This window comes from Streptomyces sp. NPDC002868 (genome assembly GCF_055563295.1).
The window spans coordinates 114,751-134,734 of record NZ_JBVHDR010000009.1 but is presented as its reverse complement, the minus strand read 5'-3'; the positions used below and the strand labels follow the sequence as shown (position 1 = coordinate 134,734).

At 67.2% G+C, this 19,984-nt stretch carries 18 protein-coding genes; 9 read left to right on the top strand and 9 right to left on the bottom strand.

Annotation, left to right across the window (positions count from 1 at the left end):
- Positions 1-150 precede the first annotated feature (150 nt).
- Positions 151-705: a flavin reductase family protein gene (locus ACZ3H8_RS25900; protein WP_467405710.1), complete on the top strand. Its 555-nt coding sequence runs from the start codon at positions 151-153 to the stop codon at positions 703-705.
- A gap of 54 nt (positions 706-759) precedes the next feature.
- Here the strand turns inward: ACZ3H8_RS25900 and arfB are convergent, their stop codons facing one another.
- Positions 760-1,188, bottom strand: coding sequence for an alternative ribosome rescue aminoacyl-tRNA hydrolase ArfB (gene arfB, locus ACZ3H8_RS25895; RefSeq protein WP_307662655.1), 429 nt, complete (start codon positions 1,186-1,188; stop codon positions 760-762).
- Positions 1,189-1,369: 181 nt separating this feature from the next.
- Between arfB and ACZ3H8_RS25890 the strand changes: the two genes are divergently transcribed.
- Entirely contained in the window at positions 1,370-1,945 is a 576-nt protein-coding gene (locus tag ACZ3H8_RS25890; protein WP_467405707.1) for a TerD family protein, read from the top strand.
- A 72-nt stretch (positions 1,946-2,017) separates the two neighbouring features.
- Here the strand turns inward: ACZ3H8_RS25890 and ACZ3H8_RS25885 are convergent, their stop codons facing one another.
- Positions 2,018-3,439 carry a M1 family metallopeptidase gene (locus ACZ3H8_RS25885; protein WP_467405705.1) on the bottom strand — a complete coding sequence of 474 codons (1,422 nt, stop codon included), beginning with the start codon at positions 3,437-3,439 and terminating at the stop codon, positions 2,018-2,020.
- Between the two features lie 116 nt (positions 3,440-3,555).
- Here ACZ3H8_RS25885 and ACZ3H8_RS25880 point away from each other — a divergent pair, with 116 nt between their 5' ends.
- Both ACZ3H8_RS25880 and ACZ3H8_RS25875 read left to right on the top strand, forming a co-directional pair.
- Complete coding sequence (locus tag ACZ3H8_RS25880) at positions 3,556-4,053, top strand: hypothetical protein (protein ID WP_467405703.1); 498 nt, start codon at positions 3,556-3,558, stop codon at positions 4,051-4,053.
- Between the two features lie 111 nt (positions 4,054-4,164).
- A complete protein-coding gene (locus ACZ3H8_RS25875; RefSeq protein ID WP_467405701.1) occupies positions 4,165-5,163 on the top strand; it encodes a zinc-binding dehydrogenase in 999 nt (332 codons plus the stop codon).
- Between the two features lie 38 nt (positions 5,164-5,201).
- Here ACZ3H8_RS25875 and ACZ3H8_RS25870 read toward each other — a convergent pair whose 3' ends face one another.
- Complete coding sequence (locus tag ACZ3H8_RS25870; RefSeq protein WP_467405699.1) at positions 5,202-5,672, bottom strand: GNAT family N-acetyltransferase; 471 nt, start codon at positions 5,670-5,672, stop codon at positions 5,202-5,204.
- Positions 5,673-5,697: 25 nt separating this feature from the next.
- Positions 5,698-6,600, bottom strand: coding sequence for an aminoglycoside phosphotransferase family protein (locus ACZ3H8_RS25865; protein ID WP_467406121.1), 903 nt, complete (start codon positions 6,598-6,600; stop codon positions 5,698-5,700).
- Positions 6,601-6,712: 112 nt separating this feature from the next.
- Here ACZ3H8_RS25865 and ACZ3H8_RS25860 point away from each other — a divergent pair, with 112 nt between their 5' ends.
- The gene (locus ACZ3H8_RS25860; protein ID WP_467405696.1) at positions 6,713-8,110 is read left to right on the top strand and encodes an NAD(P)/FAD-dependent oxidoreductase; all 1,398 of its coding nucleotides are present in this window, start codon (positions 6,713-6,715) and stop codon (positions 8,108-8,110) included.
- A 156-nt stretch (positions 8,111-8,266) separates the two neighbouring features.
- Here ACZ3H8_RS25860 and ACZ3H8_RS25855 read toward each other — a convergent pair whose 3' ends face one another.
- Positions 8,267-9,502: an FG-GAP repeat domain-containing protein gene (locus ACZ3H8_RS25855; RefSeq protein ID WP_467405695.1), complete on the bottom strand. Its 1,236-nt coding sequence runs from the start codon at positions 9,500-9,502 to the stop codon at positions 8,267-8,269.
- Between the two features lie 403 nt (positions 9,503-9,905).
- On the opposite strand from ACZ3H8_RS25855, the gene ACZ3H8_RS25850 reads away from it, so the two are divergent.
- A complete protein-coding gene (locus tag ACZ3H8_RS25850) occupies positions 9,906-11,309 on the top strand; it encodes an MFS transporter (protein WP_467405693.1) in 1,404 nt (467 codons plus the stop codon).
- A gap of 194 nt (positions 11,310-11,503) precedes the next feature.
- Here the strand turns inward: ACZ3H8_RS25850 and ACZ3H8_RS25845 are convergent, their stop codons facing one another.
- Together ACZ3H8_RS25845 and ACZ3H8_RS25840 are read right to left on the bottom strand one after the other, a co-directional pair.
- Complete coding sequence (locus tag ACZ3H8_RS25845; RefSeq protein WP_467405690.1) at positions 11,504-11,902, bottom strand: DUF7489 domain-containing protein; 399 nt, start codon at positions 11,900-11,902, stop codon at positions 11,504-11,506.
- A 439-nt stretch (positions 11,903-12,341) separates the two neighbouring features.
- On the bottom strand, positions 12,342-12,611 hold the full coding sequence (locus tag ACZ3H8_RS25840; protein WP_467405689.1) for a hypothetical protein: 270 nt from the start codon (positions 12,609-12,611) through the stop codon (positions 12,342-12,344).
- 611 nt (positions 12,612-13,222) lie between these two features.
- On the opposite strand from ACZ3H8_RS25840, the gene ACZ3H8_RS25835 reads away from it, so the two are divergent.
- Positions 13,223-13,648, top strand: coding sequence for a hypothetical protein (locus tag ACZ3H8_RS25835; RefSeq protein ID WP_467405687.1), 426 nt, complete (start codon positions 13,223-13,225; stop codon positions 13,646-13,648).
- 217 nt (positions 13,649-13,865) lie between these two features.
- Here the strand turns inward: ACZ3H8_RS25835 and ACZ3H8_RS25830 are convergent, their stop codons facing one another.
- Positions 13,866-14,663 (bottom strand): 8-oxoguanine DNA glycosylase OGG fold protein, encoded by a 798-nt coding sequence (locus ACZ3H8_RS25830; RefSeq protein WP_467405685.1) that lies wholly within the window; start codon positions 14,661-14,663, stop codon positions 13,866-13,868.
- A gap of 802 nt (positions 14,664-15,465) precedes the next feature.
- On the opposite strand from ACZ3H8_RS25830, the gene ACZ3H8_RS25825 reads away from it, so the two are divergent.
- Positions 15,466-17,214, top strand: a complete 1,749-nt coding sequence (locus ACZ3H8_RS25825; protein WP_467405683.1) for an ATP-dependent nuclease — start codon at positions 15,466-15,468, stop codon at positions 17,212-17,214.
- A gap of 58 nt (positions 17,215-17,272) precedes the next feature.
- Here ACZ3H8_RS25825 and ACZ3H8_RS25820 read toward each other — a convergent pair whose 3' ends face one another.
- Positions 17,273-17,509, bottom strand: a complete 237-nt coding sequence (locus ACZ3H8_RS25820; RefSeq protein WP_467406157.1) for a hypothetical protein — start codon at positions 17,507-17,509, stop codon at positions 17,273-17,275.
- Positions 17,510-18,168: 659 nt separating this feature from the next.
- Between ACZ3H8_RS25820 and ACZ3H8_RS25815 the strand changes: the two genes are divergently transcribed.
- Positions 18,169-19,968, top strand: a complete 1,800-nt coding sequence (locus ACZ3H8_RS25815) for an IS481 family transposase (protein WP_467406119.1) — start codon at positions 18,169-18,171, stop codon at positions 19,966-19,968.
- The last annotated feature ends 16 nt before the right edge of the window (positions 19,969-19,984 follow it).

The following is a 19,984-nucleotide window of genomic DNA, read 5'->3' as shown; positions in this document are numbered from 1 at the left end:
TTACGCCGGTCATGCGCCCGGCGTGCGCCGTTCCCGCGCCGTCGTGTCTCGGTCCCGCGCCGTCGTGCACCGGTCCTCCGTCTGGGTCCTAGGACTTGGCTGGTCCCCTGGGCCGATGCGGGGCCGGGCGGCCGAGGTTAGCGTTCTCGTGTGTTGCAGACGACCCCTACTTCCGCCGCTGATGCCATCCCCCATGCTGAGGGGGTGAGCAACGAGGAGTTCCGCGCCGCCATGTCCCGGCTGGCCGCGGGTGTGGTGCTGGTGACCGCGCACGACCCCGACGACGGCCCGCGCGGCGAGGACGTCGGCATGACCGCGACTGCCTTCATGTCGGTGTCGCTGGACCCCCCGCTGGTGCTGGTGAGCCTGCGCAACGGCTCGCGCATGGACGACTTGCTCGCTGAGCAGCCGCTGTGGGGGGTGTCGGTGCTCTCGGAGAGCCAGCGGCACGTCGCCGGGCGGTTCGCGATGAAGGGGCGGGTCAGCGACCGACTGCTGTTCGAGGACATTCCGTACACGCGGGGCGAGGTGAGCGGAGGGCTGTTGGTCCGGGGCGCGCTGGCGACGCTGGAATGCCGTACGGAACAACGGATCGAGGCGGGCGACCACACGCTGGTGATCGGCCGGGTGCTGGCGGCGTCGCTGCCGAGCGGGGACGGGGGGCCGCTGCTGTATTTCCGTGGCCGGTACCACCAGTTGGGCTGAGGCGGCTTTCCCCCACCCCACCCCTTCCCGGCCCCACTCCTAGTGCCGGGCTTCCTAGTCCCAGGCGCGGCCCGTGCGGCCCCGTTTCGTTTCTGCGCGTTGCTTCTTCTCGCGCAGGCGGCGCTCATTGATGCCGCGCGGGATCTTCGTCGCACGGCGGGGCCGCGGTGGCGGCGCCGTCGCCTCCGCGAGCAGCGTCGCAAGGCGGACCGCCGCCGTCTCGCGGTTGCGCCACTGCGAGCGGTGTTCCGACGCGCGTACGGCGATCACCCCGCCGACCAACCGGCCCGCGAGCCGCTCCAGCGCGCGGTCCTTCCAGACCTGCGGCAGCGCCTCGGTCTTCGCGAGGTCGAAACGGAGCTCCACCTGCGAGTCGCTGGTGTTGACGTGCTGGCCACCCGGTCCCGACGACCGCGAGAAACGCCACATGAGCTCGGCCTCCGGCAGGGAGACCGAACCGCGGATGATGTAGGGCCCGGACATGCCTCCATGGTCGCGTGCCCGCGCCGTTCGCGTCACCCGCTTTTCCGCGACTCGGCAAGGACGAGCACAGCAAATAAAGAAAGGCGGGTGGAACTTGGCAGTCCCCTGCCTGCGTTATGACGGGTGACGGTAGCTTCGGGAGCGCTCGAAGCCCGCACACCACCACGAAGGGGACTTCCCAATGGCAGTAAGCCTGTCCAAGGGCGGCAACGTCTCGCTCACCAAGGAGGCACCGGGCCTGACCGCCGTCACGGTCGGCCTTGGCTGGGACGTCCGCACCACCACCGGCACCGACTTCGACCTCGACGCCTCCGCCATCGGCGTCAACCCCGGTGGCAAGGTCGCCTCCGACGCCCACTTCGTCTTCTTCAACAACAAGGCGACGCCCGACCAGACCATCGTCCACACCGGTGACAACCGCACCGGCGAGGGCGGCGGCGACGACGAGCAGATCAACGTCAACCTGGCGGGTCTGCCGGCCGACGTCGACAAGATCGTCTTCCCGGTCTCGATCTACGACGCCGTCAGCCGCAGCCAGAACTTCGGCCAGGTGCGCAACGCCTACATCCGCATCGTCAACCAGGCCGGCGGCACCGAGATCGCGCGCTACGACCTGAGCGAGGACGCCGCCACCGAGACCGCGATGGTCTTCGGCGAGCTCTACCGCAATGGCGCCGAGTGGAAGTTCCGCGCGGTCGGCCAGGGTTACGCCTCGGGGCTTGAGGGCATCGCCCGCGACTTCGGCGTCAACCTCTGACGTTCACCGCAGTGTTCAGGGAGCCCCCGGCCGCGCGGCCGGGGGCTCCCTGCGCTCCCCGCGCGCGCTCTGCTACGGCCGCGCCGGCTTCTCCGTGCCGTACAGCCAGGTGTCCCACACCTCCTCCCTCAGGTCCTTGCCGGACACCTCCTCCACGTAGGCGGTGAAGTCGGCGGTCGAGGCGTTGCCGTGTTGGTGCGCCTTCGCCCAGCCCCGCACGATCTTGTAGAACATGTCCCTGCCCACCGCCTGGCGGATCTTGTGGATGACCATCGCGCCCCGCCCGTACACCGGCGGGTCGGAGACCTCGGCCGCGGACGGCGGATCGGCAGGCGGGAAAGCCCAGTTGTCCTCGTCGGCGAAGGCCTCCTCGAAGCTCTCCTGGGCCGGGGTTTCCTCGAAGTCCTCCGCCCAGATCCACTCCGCGTACGTGGCCAAGCCCTCGTTGAGCCACATGTCCTTCCAGGACTCGGGTGTCACGGAGTTGCCGTACCACTGGTGCGCGATCTCGTGGACGAGCGTCCCGACGTCGAATTGTTCCGCCGGGAAGACGGGCCTGGTCTGGGTCTCCAGGGCGTACTGGACCTCCTTCGTCGGGACGACGATCGCGCCGATGGAGGAGAAGGGGTACGGACCGAAGTTCTCCGTAGCCCACTTCATGATCTCGGGGATGCGGGCGAGCAGGTCCGCGCTCTCGTCGGCCACAGTCGGGTCGACGGCGGTGAGGACGGACAGGCCGGAGGGGGTGCGGGAGCGCTTCACGTCGTACGCGCCGATGGCGAGCGTGGCGAGGTAACTGGCCATCGGATCCTTCGACTTCCAGGCGAAGGTGATGCGGCCGCCGGTGGTGCGCTCGCTCATCAACTCCCCGTTGGAGATGGCCTTCAGCCGCTCGGGGACGGTGACCGTGATGTCGTACGCGGCCTTGTCGCTCGGGTGGTTGTTGCTGGGGAACCACGCCATCGACCCGGTGGGCTCGCCGACCGCGAGCGTGCCGTCCGTGGTCCTCAGCCAGCCTTCCGCGTCGCCGTCCTCCTCGTCGCCGCCTTCGTTGATGATCTTCTGCGGCTCTCCGGAGTAGCGGACGACGGTACGGAAGGTCTTGCCCTTGTCGATGTCGCGGTGCGGGCGCAGCGTCAGCTCGTCGCCCGCCTGGTTGGCGGCGGCCTTCTTGCCGTCGACGGTGGCACTGTCGACGGTCAGCGCGTGGAGGTCGAGATTGAAGGCGCTCAGGTCCTGGGTGGCGCGGGCGGTGATCTCGGCGGTGCCCTTGAGGCGGCCGGTCTCCGGCTCGTAGTCGAGGTTCAGGGCATAGTGCTGGACGTCGTAGCCGCCGTTGCCGAGATCGCGGAAGAGCGGGTCGCGTACGCCTGATGCGCCCGGCTTGCCGTGCACGGCCGCGCCGCCGTCGGTGCAACCCGCGAGGAGGAGCAGGGCGACGACGGGCGTCAGGGTACGCAGCGTCAGGGTGCGTAAGCGAGTTCGCTGATCCACGCAGTTGATCCTACGGGGGCCGGTGTGAACAGCGATTGCTGCCGTAGCCCGGCGGGGCGGGCGGGCCGGGGGCGGGCGGGCTCGGGGTGGGGCGCCCCCCATGACACCATCACCCCGTGCTCGACATCGGCTACTCCCTCTCCCGTCGCTTCCCCGACCCCCCGCAGACCGACTACCGCCGTGCGGACGTCCAGGCCCTGCGGCACGACCTGTTCTGCGGGGACGTCTATCTCGCCGACTCCAAAGAGGACCGCGAGGTCTCCACAGCCTGGGGATGGGTGCCGGTTCTCGACTTCGCCTGGGCGTTGTGCGACATCGTCGAGCAGCTCGACCGCGACCCGCTCGGCAGCCGCGCCGCGAAACCCCAGTACGCCGAACTGGACTTCACCGAGTCCGCCGACCGGATGCTCTTCGAGCGGCGCTTCGGCTGGGTCGATGTGGAGGCCGACTGGATGCCGGGCGACGAGCCGCCCCTCACCTTCGGCCACGCCGAGCTGCGCCGCGAGGCCCGCGACTTCTTGCACGATCTGATCGCGGATCTGTCCGACATGCACGAGGGACTCGACGACAACCCCGTCGTCTGGGACCTCCAGGCCCGTTTCCCGCGCCTGTAGCCAGGCGCCCAGGCGGACAACAGCGGCTCTTGACCTCAAGCGGGCTTGAGGTTGAAGGGTGTTCCCCGTAACCACCGAGTCAGCTCACGAGTCAGCTCAGGGGAGCCCGCCATGCACGCCATCCGCCTCCACGCCTTCGGCCCCGCCGAGAACCTTCGCTACGAGCGGACCGAAGACCCTGTCCCCGGCCCCGGCCAGGTGCGGATCGCCGTCGCCGCGGCCGGCGTTCATCTCCTCGACACCGCCCTGCGCGAGGGCATGACCGGCCCCTACCCCGCCCCCGCCGAACTGCCCACCATCCCCGGCCGCGAGGTCGCGGGCGTGGTCGAGTCGCTCGGTGACGGGACCGACCCGGGCTGGCTCGGCAAGCGGGTCGTCGTCCACCTCGGCATGGCCCCCGGAGGCTACGCGGAGCTCGCCGTCGCCGACGCCGCCCGGCTGCACGAGATCCCGGGCAACCTCGACGAGGCCGAGGCCGTCGCGATGATCGGGACGGGCCGTACGACGATGGGCATCCTGCAGTTCACCGAGCTCGGCCCCGACGACATCGCGATCGTCCCGGCCGCGGCCGGTGGCATCGGCACGCTCCTCGTGCAGTACGCGAAAAACGCCGGCGCCCTCGTCATCGGACTCGCGGGCGGCTCCGCCAAGGTCTCCCGGGTCGTCGAGAACGGCGCCGACCTGGCCGTCGACTACAAGGAGGCCCACTGGCCCGACCAGGTCCGCGGCTACCTCGGCGAGCGCCGCGCGACCGTCGTGTTCGACTCGGTGGGCGGGGCGACCGCCCGCGCCGCCGTCGACCTCCTCGGCAAGGGCGGCAAGCACATCGTCTTCGGCTGGTCGGGCGAGGGCCTGCACGACGGTGCGCCGCTGACCTTCACGGACGAGGAGCTGGCGGAGCGCGGCATCACCTCCGAGGGCGTGCTCGGCCCGGTGATGACCCAGAAGGCGGGCGGCGACGTACGCGCTCTGGAAGAGCGGTCCCTCGCCGAGGCCGCGTCGGGCCGGCTGCGTCCCGCCGTGCAGCGCTTCCCGCTCGCCGAGGCGGCCGCGGCCCACCGCGCGCTGGAGACCAGGGGCACGATGGGCAAGGTCGTCCTGATCCCGTAAACGCCATGAAGCCCGTAAACGCCATGAACCGAGAACGCCTATGAACCGAGCTTGGTGAGCGCCTCGTCGGTCAGCCGGTAGACCGTCCACTCGTCCTGCGGCTCCGCACCCAGTGCGCGGTAGAAGTCGATCGACGGGGTGTTCCAGTTCAGCACGGACCACTCCAGACGCTCGTAGCCGCGCTCCACACAGATGCGCGCCAGCTCGGCCAGCAGCGCCTTGCCGTATCCGCCGCCGCGCAGCCCCGGCCGTACGTACAGATCCTCCAGATAGATGCCGTGCACCCCGCGCCACGTCGAGAAGTTGAGGAACCAGAGCGAGTAGCCCGCGATCTCCCCGTCCGCCGTCTCCGCGATATGCGCGAAGGCGGCGGGGCGGTCGCCGAACAGCGCCTCGTGCAGCTGCTCCTCGCTCGCCCTTGCCTCTTCCAGGGCCTTCTCGTACTCGGCGAGTTCGCGGACCATGCGGTGGATCTCGGGGACATCGGCGGGTGTGGCGTGACGAATCATGCGGTCAGGATGGATGCCGACCCGGCTACCGTGCCAGCAGCTTCCGACCGATGGACACCTGTTGCTCCTGGAGACGGATCTCTCCGCCCTTCACGTCCCACAGGCTGTTCTGCAGTACGCGCCCGAGCGTCCAGGCCCGCGCCCGCTCGCGGTCGAGGCCCAGCACCTCCGTCATCAGATCGAAGCGCCACAGCACCTCGGCCGGGTCGAAGCGGTTGCCGAGGGCGGGCAGCAGGTCGAAGCCCGGATCGCCGGCGAGCGGCTTGGGGTCGATGGCGAGCCATGGTTCACGCGCGGATCCGGGGTGCGCGGCCAGCACGTTGTCGTAGTGCAGATCCCAGTGCAGCAGCCGGTCGCCGGGCTCGTCGGCGACCTCCCGTACCGCCGCGGCGCAGTCGTTCAGCAGCCGCCGCTCGTCCTCGTCCGCGAGGGCCCTCAGCGCGCGCGGCACGCCGTCGAGCATCCGGGCCGCGATGTCACCGAGCCGCCGCAGCCCGTCCGGCGCCGGTACGGACGTCAGCCGGGCCAGCAGCTCGGCGAGGATCCGCACCGCCTCCCGGCTGTCGGCCACCACAGACAGATGACGCGACGCGTCCAGCCGCTCCAGCAGCATCGTGCCGGTCTGCTGCTCGTACTCCAGCAGCCGTACGGCCCCGTCCCCGTCCCAGGTCCGCAGCGCGAGCGGCTCCGCCTCGCTTTCCTCGTCGACGGCCTGGAGCTTGAGCGCGGCGGGCATACCGTCCGCGCGTTCCACCGGCAGGACGAGCGCGCACCAGCCGTGCATGGGGCGGCCGGTCTGCTTCAGGTCCCAGCACTCCAGGAAGTCGGCGGCCCGCCGCGGCAGCGCGGCAAGGAAAGCACGGCCCGCGTCGCCGCCGTACTTGATCTGCGTGGCCGCCAGCTCTTCCGGAATGTCGATCACGTCCAGATCCTACGGACGCGCGGTTCGGCCGGTCCCGGTGTTCTCGAGGGCGACCGCCGAGGCCGACCGCCGGGGCCGTCGGTCGCCGGCCCGCGGCACTGCCGGTACCCTCCCGCCCATGAGCACGAGCACCGTCAACGGCGGCATAGCGTTCTGGTACGCGCAGGAGGGCACCCCCGTCCCCCGGGAGCCCCTCCCCGGCGACGCCACCGCGGACGTCTGCATCGTCGGCGGCGGATACACCGGTCTGTGGACGGCCTACTACCTCAAGAAGGCCGTGCCCTTCTTGAACATCACGGTCCTTGAGGGCAAGTTCTGCGGCTACGGCGCCTCCGGCCGCAACGGCGGCTGGCTCTACAACGGCATCGCCGGCCGCGACCGCTACGCCCGGCTCCACGGCCACGACGCCGCCGTGCGCCTCCAGCAGGCCATGAACGACACCGTCGGCGAGGTGGTGCGCGTCGCCGCTGAAGAGGGCATCGACGCCGACATCCACCAGGGCGGCGTACTCGAAGTCGCCCGCACCCCCGCCCAGTTGACCCGCCTCAAGGCCTTCCACGCCGTCGAGATCGCCTTCGGCGAGAAGGACCGCGTACTGCTCGGCGCCCGCGAGACCGCCGAACGCGTACGCGTCACCGGAGCCGTCGCCTCCACCTGGACCCCGCACGGCGCCCGCCTGCACCCCGTGAAGCTCGTCAAGGGCCTGGCGGCGGCCGTCGAAGCAATTGGCGTCACCATCCACGAGTCGACGCCCGTCACAGAGATCAAGCCCAAGCACGCCATCACGCCGTACGGCACGGTCCGCGCCCCGTACATCCTGCGCTGCACCGAGGGCTTCACCGCGAACCTCAAGGGCCAGAAGCGCGACTGGCTCCCCATGAACTCCTCCATGATCGCGACGGAACCCCTCCCCCGGTCCGTCTGGGACACCATCGGCTGGGACGGCCGCGAGAACCTCGGCGACATGGCCCACGCCTACATGTACGCGCAGCGCACCGCGGACGACCGCATCGCCCTGGGCGGCCGGGGCGTCCCGTACCGCTTCGGCTCGAAGACCGACAACGACGGCCGCACCCAGCCCGCCGCGATCGAAGCCCTCCGCGAGATCCTGGTCCGCTTCTTCCCGACCACCGCGGGCGTCCGCATCGACCACGCCTGGTCGGGCGTTCTAGGCGTCCCCCGCGACTGGTGCGCCACGGTCACCCTGGACCGCTCCACCGGCCTCGGCTGGGCGGGCGGCTACGTCGGCTCCGGCGTGGCCACCACCAACCTCGCGGCCCGGACCCTGCGCGACCTGATCCAGCAGGACTCGGGCCAGGCGGGCGGCACCGAACTCACCTCGCTGCCCTGGGTGAACCACAAGGTCCGCAAGTGGGAGCCGGAGCCGCTGCGCTGGCTGGGCGTGCAGGGCATGTACGCGGCCTACCGCGCGGCGGACCGCCGCGAGGCGGGGGCGCGCACGGCGGAGACCGACGGCATCGCCCGGGTGGCGGACCGGATCGCGGGCCGGCGCTAGGGAGTTGCCCGGCCGCCTGGCCGGACACGGCCGGCCCGACATGGCGTTGTAGCCGCCCCAGCCGCTCCCGACCCTGGTCCGCGCGTAGCGGTTGGCGCTGTTCGCAGGGCCCCCGGCGATCCGCCAGGGGCCCCGTCCACCACCGACTGCCTGCGGCTACGTCAGCGCGTCGAACCGGTCCCAGTCCCTGGCGGCCTGGGCCCGCGCCTTGAACGGCAGTGCCGCGTCACCCGTGCCCATGTACATCCACATCACCCCGGCCGCGTCCCGGGCTACCAGCTCCGGATGCCCGTCGGCGTTGATGTCGCCGAGCGGCACCAGCGAGTTGTAGATGTTCCAGCCGCTGCCGATCTTCGTACGCGGCTTGAGCGGCAGGGATCCGTCCCCCGTGCCCTGGTACAGCCACAGGTCACCGGCGCTGTCCCGTGCGATCAGATCCGGCTTTCCGTCGCCCGACACATCGATGCCGCCGGTCAGCGAGGTGTAGATGTTCCACCCGGTCCCGATCTGCACCCGCGCGGCGAACGGCGTGGCCCAGCTGCCCGTGCCCTTGTAGAGCCAGAGCGCACCCGAGCCGTCCCGCGCGATCAGATCTGCCTGGCCATCGCCGTTGAGATCACCGGCGCCGCGCAGCAGGCTGTACGCATTCCAGCCGCTGCCGACCCGTACCTCCATTCGCATGGGGGTGTTCATGTCCAGACCGGGCATCTGGTAGTGCCAGAGCACGCCCTCCTTGTCCCGGGCGACGACGCCGCCGCCGAGGAACCACTCCTTGATCGGGGAGAGCTTGGTGAACGCGTTGTACTTGTCCCAGCCGTTCAGGCGCCAGAAGTAGCGCTCGACGTCGAGGCCGTGCACTCCGTACGCGCCATGCATGGTGAGAGCGCCGGTGCCCTTGTCCCGGCCGAGGACGAGGTAGTCGTCGGCGACCGGGACGGAGCTCTGGACCGCGAAGTCGCTGGTCGTCGTGGCCAGGATGTCCGAGCCCACGCTGAAGCCGAGGTGAGCGGTGAGCTTCCAGGCCGGAGTGTTCGCCGCCGCCTTCACGGTGTACGCCACGGTGGTGGTGCCCTCGGGGAGCCTGCAGTGCAGGGACTCCTCCACGACGTCCGACGGGTAGGAGCAGTCCGCGGTCGACCCGTCGACGGCGGCGACGCTGAGCCCGGTGCCCCACCGGTCCTCCTCCCGCCAGGAGCGCTGTCCCTTCTCCGTGGTGAACCGCAGGTCCAGATCGCCCGCGATCGTGGTCCGCACGGTCACCCGGTGGGTGACCGTGCCACCGGCCGCGACGTCCGGTGCCTCCACCGTGAACTCGGCCGATTCGTCCTCCACCGTCGACGCGGCCGCCGTTCCTGCCAGTCCGGCGACCAGCAGCGCCACCGCCCCCGCCATGGCGGCAAGGCGTCGTCCGCCCCCGCCTAAGAATCCACGCGCCGTACGCACAGAACGTCCCCCTGTCGCTCCCCGATGGGCGGCATCCCCTGCCGCTCCTGCACCAGGTGTCCCCCGGCGCACATATGAACGTATACGGGAAAGTCCCGGAGCGCGGTTCACTCCGGGACTTTCCTGCGCGTAAGCACCGTCTGACGAGCGTGGGTCGTTGACGGGATTGGTGAGGGCGAGCTGTATAGGGTCTTGGCAACCGTCCCCCTCGGCGAGGCCCGCCCGCCCCGAATCAGACGGACTTTCCGGCAGGCCGTAAGCGCAGACTTGACCGATCGTCAGGAGTGCTGCCGTGCGACCCATAGAGACATCATCTGAGCCCGGCGGCCTCGGTTGGAACCGTGAGACAACGATGCTGGCGCTCCTGTCCTTCGCCATGCTGATCGTTTCGCTCGACCAGTACATCGTGGTCGTGGCACTCCCCGACATCGCACGCGACCTTGGCTATTCCGCGCAGACGCTCCAGTCGGTCATCAGCGCCTATGCAGTGGCCTCGGCCGGCTTCCTGCTGTTCGGCGGGCGTGCCGCCGACCTGCTCGGACGACGCCGCATCCTGGCCACCGGCCTCGCACTCTATGCCGCGGCATCGCTCGCGGGAGGATTCGCGACCGGCCCCGGAATGCTCCTCGCCGCCCGCGCATTCCAAGGTCTCGGCGGAGCCCTCGTCTTCCCCACCACCCTGGCACTCATCAACACCACCTTCGTCGAAGGCCGCGCCCGCAACCGCGCATTGGGAATCTGGGGAGGGTCAGGCGCGGCAGGACTCGTCATCGGTGTGCTGCTCGGCGGTCTGCTGACGCAGGCGTTCGGCTGGGAAGCGGTCTTCCTCGTCAACGTCGCCCTGGCCGGCCCTGCGCTGCTGTTTGCCTTCGTATTGATCCCCCGAGACGGTGAACGCGAAAAGGGCCGCAAGTTCGACCTACCCGGTGCGCTCAGCGTCACTCTCGGCGTCACACTCATCGTGTTCGCCCTCGTGCAAGGCCCCGGATTGGGCTGGCTTTCGCCGGGCATCCTGGTCAGCGCAGCGGCGGGCCTACTTCTGCTCGGAGCTTTCGTCATCATCGAGCGGCGCAGCCACGACCCGCTCATGCCACCCCGGCTGCTCTCCAACCCCAACCTGATCACCGGCGTCGTCATCGCGTTCATGTTCATGGCGACCTTCGGCTCCGTGCTCTACTTCCTGTCCATTTACTTCCAGGAGATTCTGGGCTACGACGCTTTGCAGACCGGCGCCGGCTTCCTCATCCCCACGGCAGTGGTGGTGGCCGGTTCGACGACCGCAGGCAAGCTCGTGACGCGGTTCGGTCTCAGGCGTGCGTTGGCCGCCGCCCTCGCCGTCGGTGCGCTCGGTGCGGTCGCACTCGGCCTCGCGATCTCGCCGAACGGCACATACATCGAACTCATCCCCGGCCTCGTGGCGCTCGGCATCGGCGACGGGGTGGTCTTCACCACCATGTTCATCGCCGCCGCCACCGGAATCTCCGACCGACAACAAGGCATCGCCTCCGGCATTGCCTCCACCGGCTCAGGCGCGGGCGCAGCTGTCGGCCTCGCCCTCCTCGTCCTGGTAGCGACTGCCGGCCTCGATGGCCTCTCCGGTGAACAGCTTCGAATCGCCACCGCAGAGGGGATCGGCACCACGCTCTTCGTCGTGGCAGGCGGAATCGTGCTGACCTTCCTCGTCGCCTTGAGCAGGTGCCCGACACCGCCCGAACCGGTACCCGCCCCCGTGCCGTACCAGACCCGTCGCTGCTGACAGCGTCCAGGACCTGCCTGGACGAGGAAAGCGGCTCTCAGCGACTCCGACAGTCGGTCGCTGCGAACAGCTGCGCAAGTTGTCAACGTTGGTCGCCCCTGATTGCCTTCGGACGGCCCAGGAACAGCCCAGCTTCAGCCACCGAGCGCCGACCGGGATGCAGACGTGCCGGATACGCGGGTGGCCCGCCGACGCTATGCCGCCTTCCTGGGCCAGCGTGCCCCTGCCGGCTTGACGATACGGTCACCGACAGCGAACAAGGCGTACACGTCGTCTTTCACCTGCAAGGTGAACTGCCGGCCGTCGTCAGCACGGATCGTCAGCAGGTAGTCGGTGCGCATGCCGGTGGTCAGCGTGACGCGCTGGACCGAAAGGGCGATCACCTCACCGGCGAACTGGCTGTCCACCTGCTCGTTCACTTGTCCCGCGAAGATCCACAGGAGCAGAGCCATGGGCAGCAAACCCAGTACGAAGAAGATCCACATAACTGCCCCCGCCTGCCGCCCACGGCGGGGATGACCGCCGCGTGGGTTGAACGTAACGCCGATATGCATCGCCGCCCAGGTACGGGAGGCTTTCATCGGCGCGCCCACTGGGGCCAGGTGAATCCACCTGAGCGGGCAGCTGAGGCCGAGTCCTAGCGGGCATGTGGCACGTGTGTGGCACGGCCGCGATCACGTGAAAGGGCCAGTTCGTAGGGCTCAACCCTCCGAACTGGCCCTTCGTCGTGAGCCTCCTGTCGGGTTCGAACCGACAACCCCCGCATTACAAGTTCGATCGGGCGCCGATGTGGCCCAGGCATCCGCCGTCATGACGACCGGACAGGGGCGCCCATGTACGCCCCTGTCCGGCGTCGTTGACGTCAGCAGTGGATGTCAGAGATTTCCTGATCCGTAGCTCTAGCCGGATCGGTCAGCGGCGGGAATTCCGGCCGCCATGAGGCCCTGGAGGGACGGTAGCGGACGGGGGCGGTTGTTGAGGTTGCGGTACTTCGCTGCTGTACGCCCGCCGCAGACTACTTGCCCGCTAGGACTAGCCGCAGATCTTCGCGAATGTCGGCGCGGGGGCTATCTTGGTCGATCCGTTCACCGTGAGGTGCACGGAGTTGTGGTAGGTGATGTTGCAGGGAACGGTGATAGTGGGCCCGAAACAGCCACGCTGGAAGCCAGGGTTGAGGACCGAGTCGGCGCAGGTGACGTTGCTGCCGAACTGAGACGAGGTCCAACCGCCGATGTTGACGGCCTTGGGGCCCTGGTTGTTGACCACCAGAACAGCTTGTGCGTCTCCGTTCTGGTTGGCCACGACGCAGCCCTGGAATTTCACCTGAGGATACGTTGCGTGGGCGATGGTGGCCTCACACCGCCAGTTCGAGTTCGGGCTGATCTCCTTCCAGTTGACTGTCGCAGCCGACGCGGGAGCAGTGCCTGTAGCTAAAGCGGCTACGGCCGCTACAGCAATGCCTGCTCCGCGAACAATCTGACGAAGTGTCATTTTCCATCCAAAATGAGTGCCATCGCGACCCCCAGTGACGTCCGAGGCATACCTGACGTCCGAGGCTTACGCTAGGTAGACGTCGCGAGCGGAGCGGAATGTTGCATCCCACTTCAGGCGGGCCCGACCGGGGTGGCCCATCCACCCGTTTCAGGAGCCGAACCCTGATGAAGGGGCGTGGCTGATCCAGGTCGGCGGAGTCTCAATCCATCTGTTCAAGTGGCTCCGCGCTAACACGCAGCCCTTCGTGGCCGGCGTCGATACCTACACGCTCACGTCAGAGGCCGGCAGCATGAGCGTCCTGGTGGTCGACGTCCCGGCGAGCGCGATGGCACCGCACTTCATCCTGGGCAGCACACCACGTGAGAAGGAGCTCCGGGCGTTCGCAGTGCCCTACCGGTATTCGGACCACACTGGATGGCTTGCAGAGCACGAAATCGATCGCGCGTACCGCGACCGCTTCGCCAGGCTGGCAGCAGCTGACCAGGCCCCAGGATGCCTACACGCCGGTGGAAACCAGGGCGGTACAGGTCGGTGCGTGCGAAGTGGTCGCCCTCTCGCACGAATCTCGGCGCGTGCGGCGTATTGACAGCAGCACCGATCTGGCGGCCGCGCTCGTCTCAGTGGAGAAGTCACCTGCGCCCGGCTTGCCCTTCCCTGGGTATGCGCCAGTCATCGAGAACCACGGCTTCCTGGATGTTCCCTCAACCGCCCGGTGCCCGAAGAAGATCCTGCGAGTGGGCTCAGAGTTGCCTCCCGCCGCCGACCGAACGGCACTGCGGGACTGTGCTCAGTCCCTCGCTTCTGGGCTGCTGAACCAGTTCGGCCTGGAGTCGATTTTTCCGTAACGCTCTGGGCGCAGGTGTTGCCGGACCTCATCACCCGCCGTCGTCTGAGACCTCATATGAGGCACCCCTGGTACAACGCGCCCCAGCACTGGGAGGTGTCCCACCTATGGGTGGGGGCGGTTGTCCGGCCGCGATCGGGGATGGAGCCAGGCACGGTCCGCTGTAGCGCGGTCGCGCGCTTCGAAGGGTCGGCGACCGAACCAACCCTGTGATGCGGTCATTCAGGGTCCCAAGCGGCGCTGAAGAGGGCTAGTTCGAGGACGTCCGGGGCTGCGGGCCAGTTGATCAAGGCGGCTGTCAGTCGCTCATTGGCTGCGTACATCCACCGGAGATACATGCCGTATCGGTGGGAAGACCAATTGCTGTCCCGCCAGATCCGATTCGCGATCGCCTCGGACCACTCGTAGCCAACCGCACGTCCGATCTTCGTGGCGTGCCGACGGAGAACCCCGGCGAGCACGCTGTCGAGGATGAGCGGGCGCGGTCCCTTTACCTCTGGCAGCGCCAGGCCTGCGAAGTAGATGAACTTGGTGAGGAACGCTGGCCCAAGGCCATCTAGCGTGTTCAGCCTGTCGTAGGCTGCCATCGCGCCTTCGTCCACGAGCAGGGACACCGCTTCTGCGATGGCGGCCTCAGCGTTGGGCTGGGCAAGTACCTGGCCCGTGCGGTACGGGCCGTACCCCGCGACACCGTAACCCCACACCTGGCTGGCAACGAAAGCCTCTGCCCACCGCTCTGATTGTTTCGCGGCCCTGACCATGGCCACGACGTCGGCCCGGCTTACGGAGGCCGAATTGGCTGCCGCTCGGTCGGCAAGGGTGGTGGGCCAGGGGGCTATGGCCACCCAACTGGAGGGCTTATACACAATGGTGTGAGGGCCACTGCCATTCGCGTACTGCAAGCCCCTCTCCGGGGCGGCCAGCCAACTGCCCAGTGACTCCACTGCGTCTTCCGGCAGCAGCAGTTCGAACATCGTCGCGTCGAGCTTGTTCGCAAGGCTCTGGTCAAACCTCATGGAAACGCCGCTCCTCCTTGCGTGCCATGTCTGGCCACGGTGAGCCAGTCTGCTGCAAAGCAGATGGCGATCGTCGCAGTGCAGCTTTTGGCTCCTACCCCCTGGCACGAGGCGGCGCTCACGCTCACTGCGCCCGCCGCGTGTGCCACTGGACTCCGGGATAGGCGCGGCGCAGGGACCGGAGAGCGGCTGAGGCAAGGCCGCAGCGCGTACCACGTACTCGACCTCGAAAGCCAGATCGGATCCGAAGTATGCCGCTCGGATGCGCCAACCCGTCCGGAAGCTGTGGACATCTAGGCCCCGTTCTGGTGGCTGACCCGGTCGAACGACCCCGTCGATGGTCTCCGCCGTCGCGGTTGCTTTCACCGTGATTCTCCGCTGGTCACCACTCGATCTGGTCCGCTTGTGGTGCGTCCTGTCTCCGCATCCCACCGCTCAACAGGTCCCCGTAGCTGCCTGGACAGGGCTCCGGTCGCCGTAGCGGCGGTGAGCCCTGAGCTTGGGAATCGCCGGGCGATCAATCCCTCAACCCGGCCTGAGCTGCGGAAACTCAAGCCTGGTGGATGCTGCCCAGTCTCTCGCTGAGCCCGCGGTTCACCAGGGTCCCCCCGGCATCGGGCACGCAACGGGCACGGGTCACGCTCATGCCGGCAGCCCCAACGGCACCGACCCGCTGTTGCCGGGAACCCCTGGGTGAAGTTGGGACGCGCTGGCAGCATGTCCTTACACCTTGCGACCGCCGCGCGGCACCGGAATCACACAACTAGCCCTCCAATCCTCGTGCGGGCCCTACGCTGGTTGAGTGCTAAAGAAGCTGACCCTGTCGCATTTTAAGGGATTTTCTAAGTTCGATATCCAATTCGGCAAGCAGTCTGTCCTTGTCGGCCCGAACAATGCTGGAAAGAGCACGATTATTTCAGCCCTACGGCTAGCCGCTGAACAAGTCAACTACTCCCGTAGGCGAAATAGCACCGACAGATTCAACCTTGATGGCAATGCCTGGGCGAAAGGGCATGTACTCTCCAGTACTATTGGGAACCCTTCGGGGTTTATTGGTGAGAACATTAGGCATGAATTTCGCGAAGCCGAGAGTCGAATGGTGGTCGAATTTGATTCAGGAACCACTCTCAGATCGGTTTGGCCGGTCGAGGAGCTACCATTCTTCTGCCTCAGTAAGCCGGATGGCTCCTTTGTTACTACTGCTTCATCGGCTCGGTCGGTGAGTCCGATAATTGGCGTCGTTCCCACACTGACACCTGTTCAGCATCGCGAGGCCATGCTTACCGAAAAACATGTGAGGGAGAATCAGTCGACTCGCTTGGCGAGTTCGCACTTCAGGAACCACCTCTACCACTTGAGAAATTCTGATCGTGATTCATTTGAGGAGCTCATTGACTTCATCGTTGACAACACCCCGGAAATTCAGAGCCTCAGTCTGGCCACTAGCCCAGGCGAAAAGGCAACTGAGCTAGACCTATTCTTCATGGAAACCGCTACTCGGTCAGAGAAGGAAGTGTTCTGGGCGGGAGATGGATTGCAGATCTGGCTCCAGGTTCTGACGCATCTTTTCAGGCATCGGACCGCCAAGACAGTCGTGCTCGATGAACCTGATGTCTTCCTGCATCCGGATCTACAGCGTCGACTGATCAACGTCCTCGAGGAACGCCCTCAGCAGTGGATCATGGCAACGCACGCCCCGGAGGTGCTCGCAGAGTCGCGGCGGGACTCGGTCATCTGGGTGGACCGAACCAGAACGAGAGCAAAGTCCCTAAGGGATTCACGATCCTTTGACCAGGCCAGTCAGCAACTAGGTTCGGGGTTCAATCTCGGAGTCGCTCGCGCCCTTCGCTCTAAGGTTGCGCTCTTCGTTGAAGGCCAGGACATGAAGATCCTCAGAAACGTCGCTCGCAAAGTGGGTGCAGTCAAGCTTGCAGGTGAAAAGGGTGTTGCGGTGATCCCGCTTGGGGGTTTCGATAACTGGACTCACGTCGGCGCCTTCGCCTGGCTCAATGACAATCTGCTGGATAAGGCCGTTTCTACATACGTGATCTTGGACCGTGACAATCGTACGGATCAGCAAGTTTTCGACGTGCTTAACGAGTTGTCGTCTGCTGGAATCCATGGTCACGTATGGGAAAATAAAGAGCTTGAAAGCTACTTCTTGATAACGTCTGTCATTTCTCGCCTTTCGGGGGCGAGCCTCGAAGTAACGGAACGGATGCTGGCCGAGGCGATCGAAGAGCAGAAGGTTGACACGCAGGCGCAGTTCGTCCATCGCAGGCAGACGTCCATGGTCTCCGCAAGCATGCACTTGATGGATGTATACCGGATGGCTCTGCCTCAGTTCGAGAATCTTTGGGGAAACGAATTGGAGCGTGGCAAAATGTGCCCGCCCAAAAAAGTGATGTCAAGTCTGAACAGAAAGCTCGCATCATCCGGGCATAAAACCGTCTCGGCCCGGTCAATTTCCCACAATATGCGGGCGGAAGAAGTCACAGCCGAACTCAGAGACCTGCTCCTGGGGATCGAGTCTGCCATCTCAGGCGCTTAAGTCCTGGTCGGTGGAGTCTTCCTGACCGAGTCAAGGGGCCCTGCTGGCCTCGGGGCTGTCAGAGGTCTTCGCTGGCAGCCTCGAGTAGTTCCATCGCCTGGTTGTGGAACTGGCGCTCGGCCTGGCGGCAGGGGGCGGCGAAGAACACGCGTTGAGCCTCCGGAAGACCGCAATCCAAGAGGCCCATGGTGACGAGCAGGGCCTCGGCACCGTGGCAGTTGTGGTCCATCAGCCATTGCTGAAGCGCGTCTGTGTCACGCGTTGCTTCCCAGGCCGGTCGGACCGATTCGAGCATGGCTGCGATGCGTGCTGTTCGTTCTGGTCCCACGCTCACTGGCTTTGCCTCCCGGTCGACCGCAGGTTACCGGTGAAGCCAGTGGGGTGCTGGTGCCGTGGTCAGGCAGGACGGACGAGTTGTGGTTGGGCGGTGAAGAGCCTCCGTCCCGGAGCAGTGCCCAGAGCACGTTGACGCGTCGGCGGGCGAAGGCGATCACGGCTTGGACGTGCCGCGCCTTGGCGCGCACCTCTGATCTCTGATCAGACTGCTACCGCAGTTCAGGAGATCGGGAATGCAGACGTTCGATGCGTCAACTGTGGTGTTCTCCCTAGCGTCAGCCTCCCCCCGGGCCTGGTGCGCTGGTGTCGTTGGCGTCTTCTGGGGGCCACTCGGGTGCATGGCGGGCGTGGGACAGGGCCGGTCCCGTGTGGCTGGTCTGCGCTGGCGGCTGGGTTGGCAATGATCCACTCACGGCCCGAACGCCAGTCGGACAGCGAGCGCAGCGAGCCTTGATGATGTAGGGAAACTCTGTCCGCGTGCTCCGCCGGAACCGATGTCCGGTCCCGGTAGATGCTTGACACTCCAGTCCCAGCTGATGGTTGACGGTGGCCGTGATCGGCTATGTCGTGCGCGTCCTTGTGGCGCGTTGCGGGAGGCCGGGATTGGCTCTGGTGGAGTTGTCGGTCGTCGAGCAGAGGTATCGGGCCGTGCTTGCGGTGCTGGCCGGGGCGTCGGTGACGGAGGTCGCGGCTCAGTTGGGGGTGTCGCGGCAGACTGTCAGTTCGTGGAAGTCCCGTTATGCCGTTGGTGGGTTGGCCGCTTTGGCGGATCGTTCCCGGCGGCCGGTCTCGTGTCCCCATCAGGCATCTGCGGAGGTGGAGGCGGCGGTGTGTGACCTGCGGCGCAAGCATCCGGGGTGGGGGCCGCGGCGGATCGCGCATGTGCTGGAGCGGTCAGGAGTGGTGTCCCCGGCCCCGTCCCGAATGACCGTCTATCGGATCTTGGTGCGGCATGGGCTGGTGGAGCCGCGGGTGCGGCGCCGGAAGCGGTCGGATTACAAACGCTGGCAGCGTGATGCGCCGATGCAGTTGTGGCAGATGGACATCGTCGGCGGGGTGATGCTGGTCGATGAGGTGACCGGGGAGCTGACCGAGGCGAAGATCGTGACCGGGGTGGGTGATCACTCCCGGTATTGCGTGGTCGCGTCGGTGGTGGCGCGGGCGACCGGGCGGGCGGTGTGTGCGGCGTTCGCGGGCGCGTTGCGGGAGTTCGGGGTTCCGCAGGAAGTGCTGACCGATAACGGCAAGCAGTTCACCGACCGGTTCGGGCAGGGTGGCGAGGTGTTGTTCGACCGGATCTGCCGGGAGAACGGGATCGCGCATCGGCTGACCCAGCCGGCATCGCCGACCACGACGGGCAAGGTCGAGCGGTTTCATCAGACCCTGCGGCGTGGACTCCTCGATGACTGTGGGCCGTTCACCAGCGTTGCCCTGGCGCAGCAGGCGCTGGATGTATGGGTGGCGGAATACAACACCGAGCGGCCCCACCAGGCCTTGGAGATGCAGGCTCCGGTGGAGCGGTTCGTGCCGGTGCCTGAGACGGAGCGGGCTCTGCTGGGGCTGCGGGTGCCCGCAGTGTTGGCGGTTGTTCCTGTGCCCAGGACCGCACCGGTTGCGGACACGCATGCGGGCTCGGTCCCGGACGTCCAGGTGGGAGCGGCAGTTGCCCTGCCGGCAGTGCAGCCGGGCGGGGCGGTGGAGTTCGAGCGGGTGGTGCCGCCGAGCGGGAATCTGCAGGTTGCGGGCAAGCAGTTCTGGCTGGGCCCGGCCCGATCAGGGCTGACGGTGACGTTCTGGGCCGACACGGCCGTGATCCATCTGCTGGTTGCCGGAGCACGGATCAAGACCGTGCGCTCGCACCTGTCGGTGGCGGATCTGGCGCAGCTGGCCGCTCGGGGTGGGCGTGCGGCCGGTCCGTCTCCGCTGCCGTCCGGCGATGGGTGCGCGTTCGAAGTGGACCGGGTTGTGAACAACAGTGGGCTGGTGGGCCTGGGCCGACACCAGGTGCTGGCGGCGGAGATCCTGGGCGGCCGTCGGGTCTCGATCCGGATCGACGAGGCCACGCTGTCGTTCTTCGACCCGGCCTCGCGAGAGCTGCTGAGGGTGCGACCCAACCCGCTCAGTGGAGAGGAAGTCCGCCGCCTGCGCGGCCTCCGGCCGGCCGGACCGCTGCCACGACCGTCTGTCGAGCCGGTCCGGGTTCAGCGGCGGATCAGCTCGACCGGCACGATCATGGTCTGCCGGCAGGTCGTCTCGCTCGGGCGGACGTACGCGGGACAGACCGTGACCGTTCATGTCGCGGACTCGACGATCACCGTCGAGCTGGACGGCCAGGCCCGCGTCATCCAGCGCACCACCGACACACCAGTCCGCAACGTGAAAGCGAACAAACCCTACGAAGCTTCCGATGTTGTCTAGGCCCACCGTCAAGCAT

Bases quoted from the DNA above. Each gene is read 5' to 3' on its own strand.
- ACZ3H8_RS25850 (WP_467405693.1), top strand. From the start codon at position 9,906: ATGCTGGCGCTCCTGTCCTTCGCCATGCTGATCGTTTCGCTCGACCAG.
- ACZ3H8_RS25890 (WP_467405707.1), top strand. From the start codon at position 1,370: ATGGCAGTAAGCCTGTCCAAGGGCGGCAACGTCTCGCTCACCAAGGAG.
- arfB (WP_307662655.1), bottom strand. From the start codon at position 1,188: ATGTCCGGGCCCTACATCATCCGCGGTTCGGTCTCCCTGCCGGAGGCC.
- ACZ3H8_RS25820 (WP_467406157.1), bottom strand. From the start codon at position 17,509: ATGCTCGAATCGGTCCGACCGGCCTGGGAAGCAACGCGTGACACAGAC.
- ACZ3H8_RS25875 (WP_467405701.1), top strand. From the start codon at position 4,165: ATGCACGCCATCCGCCTCCACGCCTTCGGCCCCGCCGAGAACCTTCGC.
- ACZ3H8_RS25830 (WP_467405685.1), bottom strand. From the start codon at position 14,663: ATGAGGTTTGACCAGAGCCTTGCGAACAAGCTCGACGCGACGATGTTC.
- ACZ3H8_RS25870 (WP_467405699.1), bottom strand. From the start codon at position 5,672: ATGATTCGTCACGCCACACCCGCCGATGTCCCCGAGATCCACCGCATG.
- ACZ3H8_RS25855 (WP_467405695.1), bottom strand. From the start codon at position 9,502: ATGGCGGGGGCGGTGGCGCTGCTGGTCGCCGGACTGGCAGGAACGGCG.
- ACZ3H8_RS25860 (WP_467405696.1), top strand. From the start codon at position 6,713: ATGAGCACGAGCACCGTCAACGGCGGCATAGCGTTCTGGTACGCGCAG.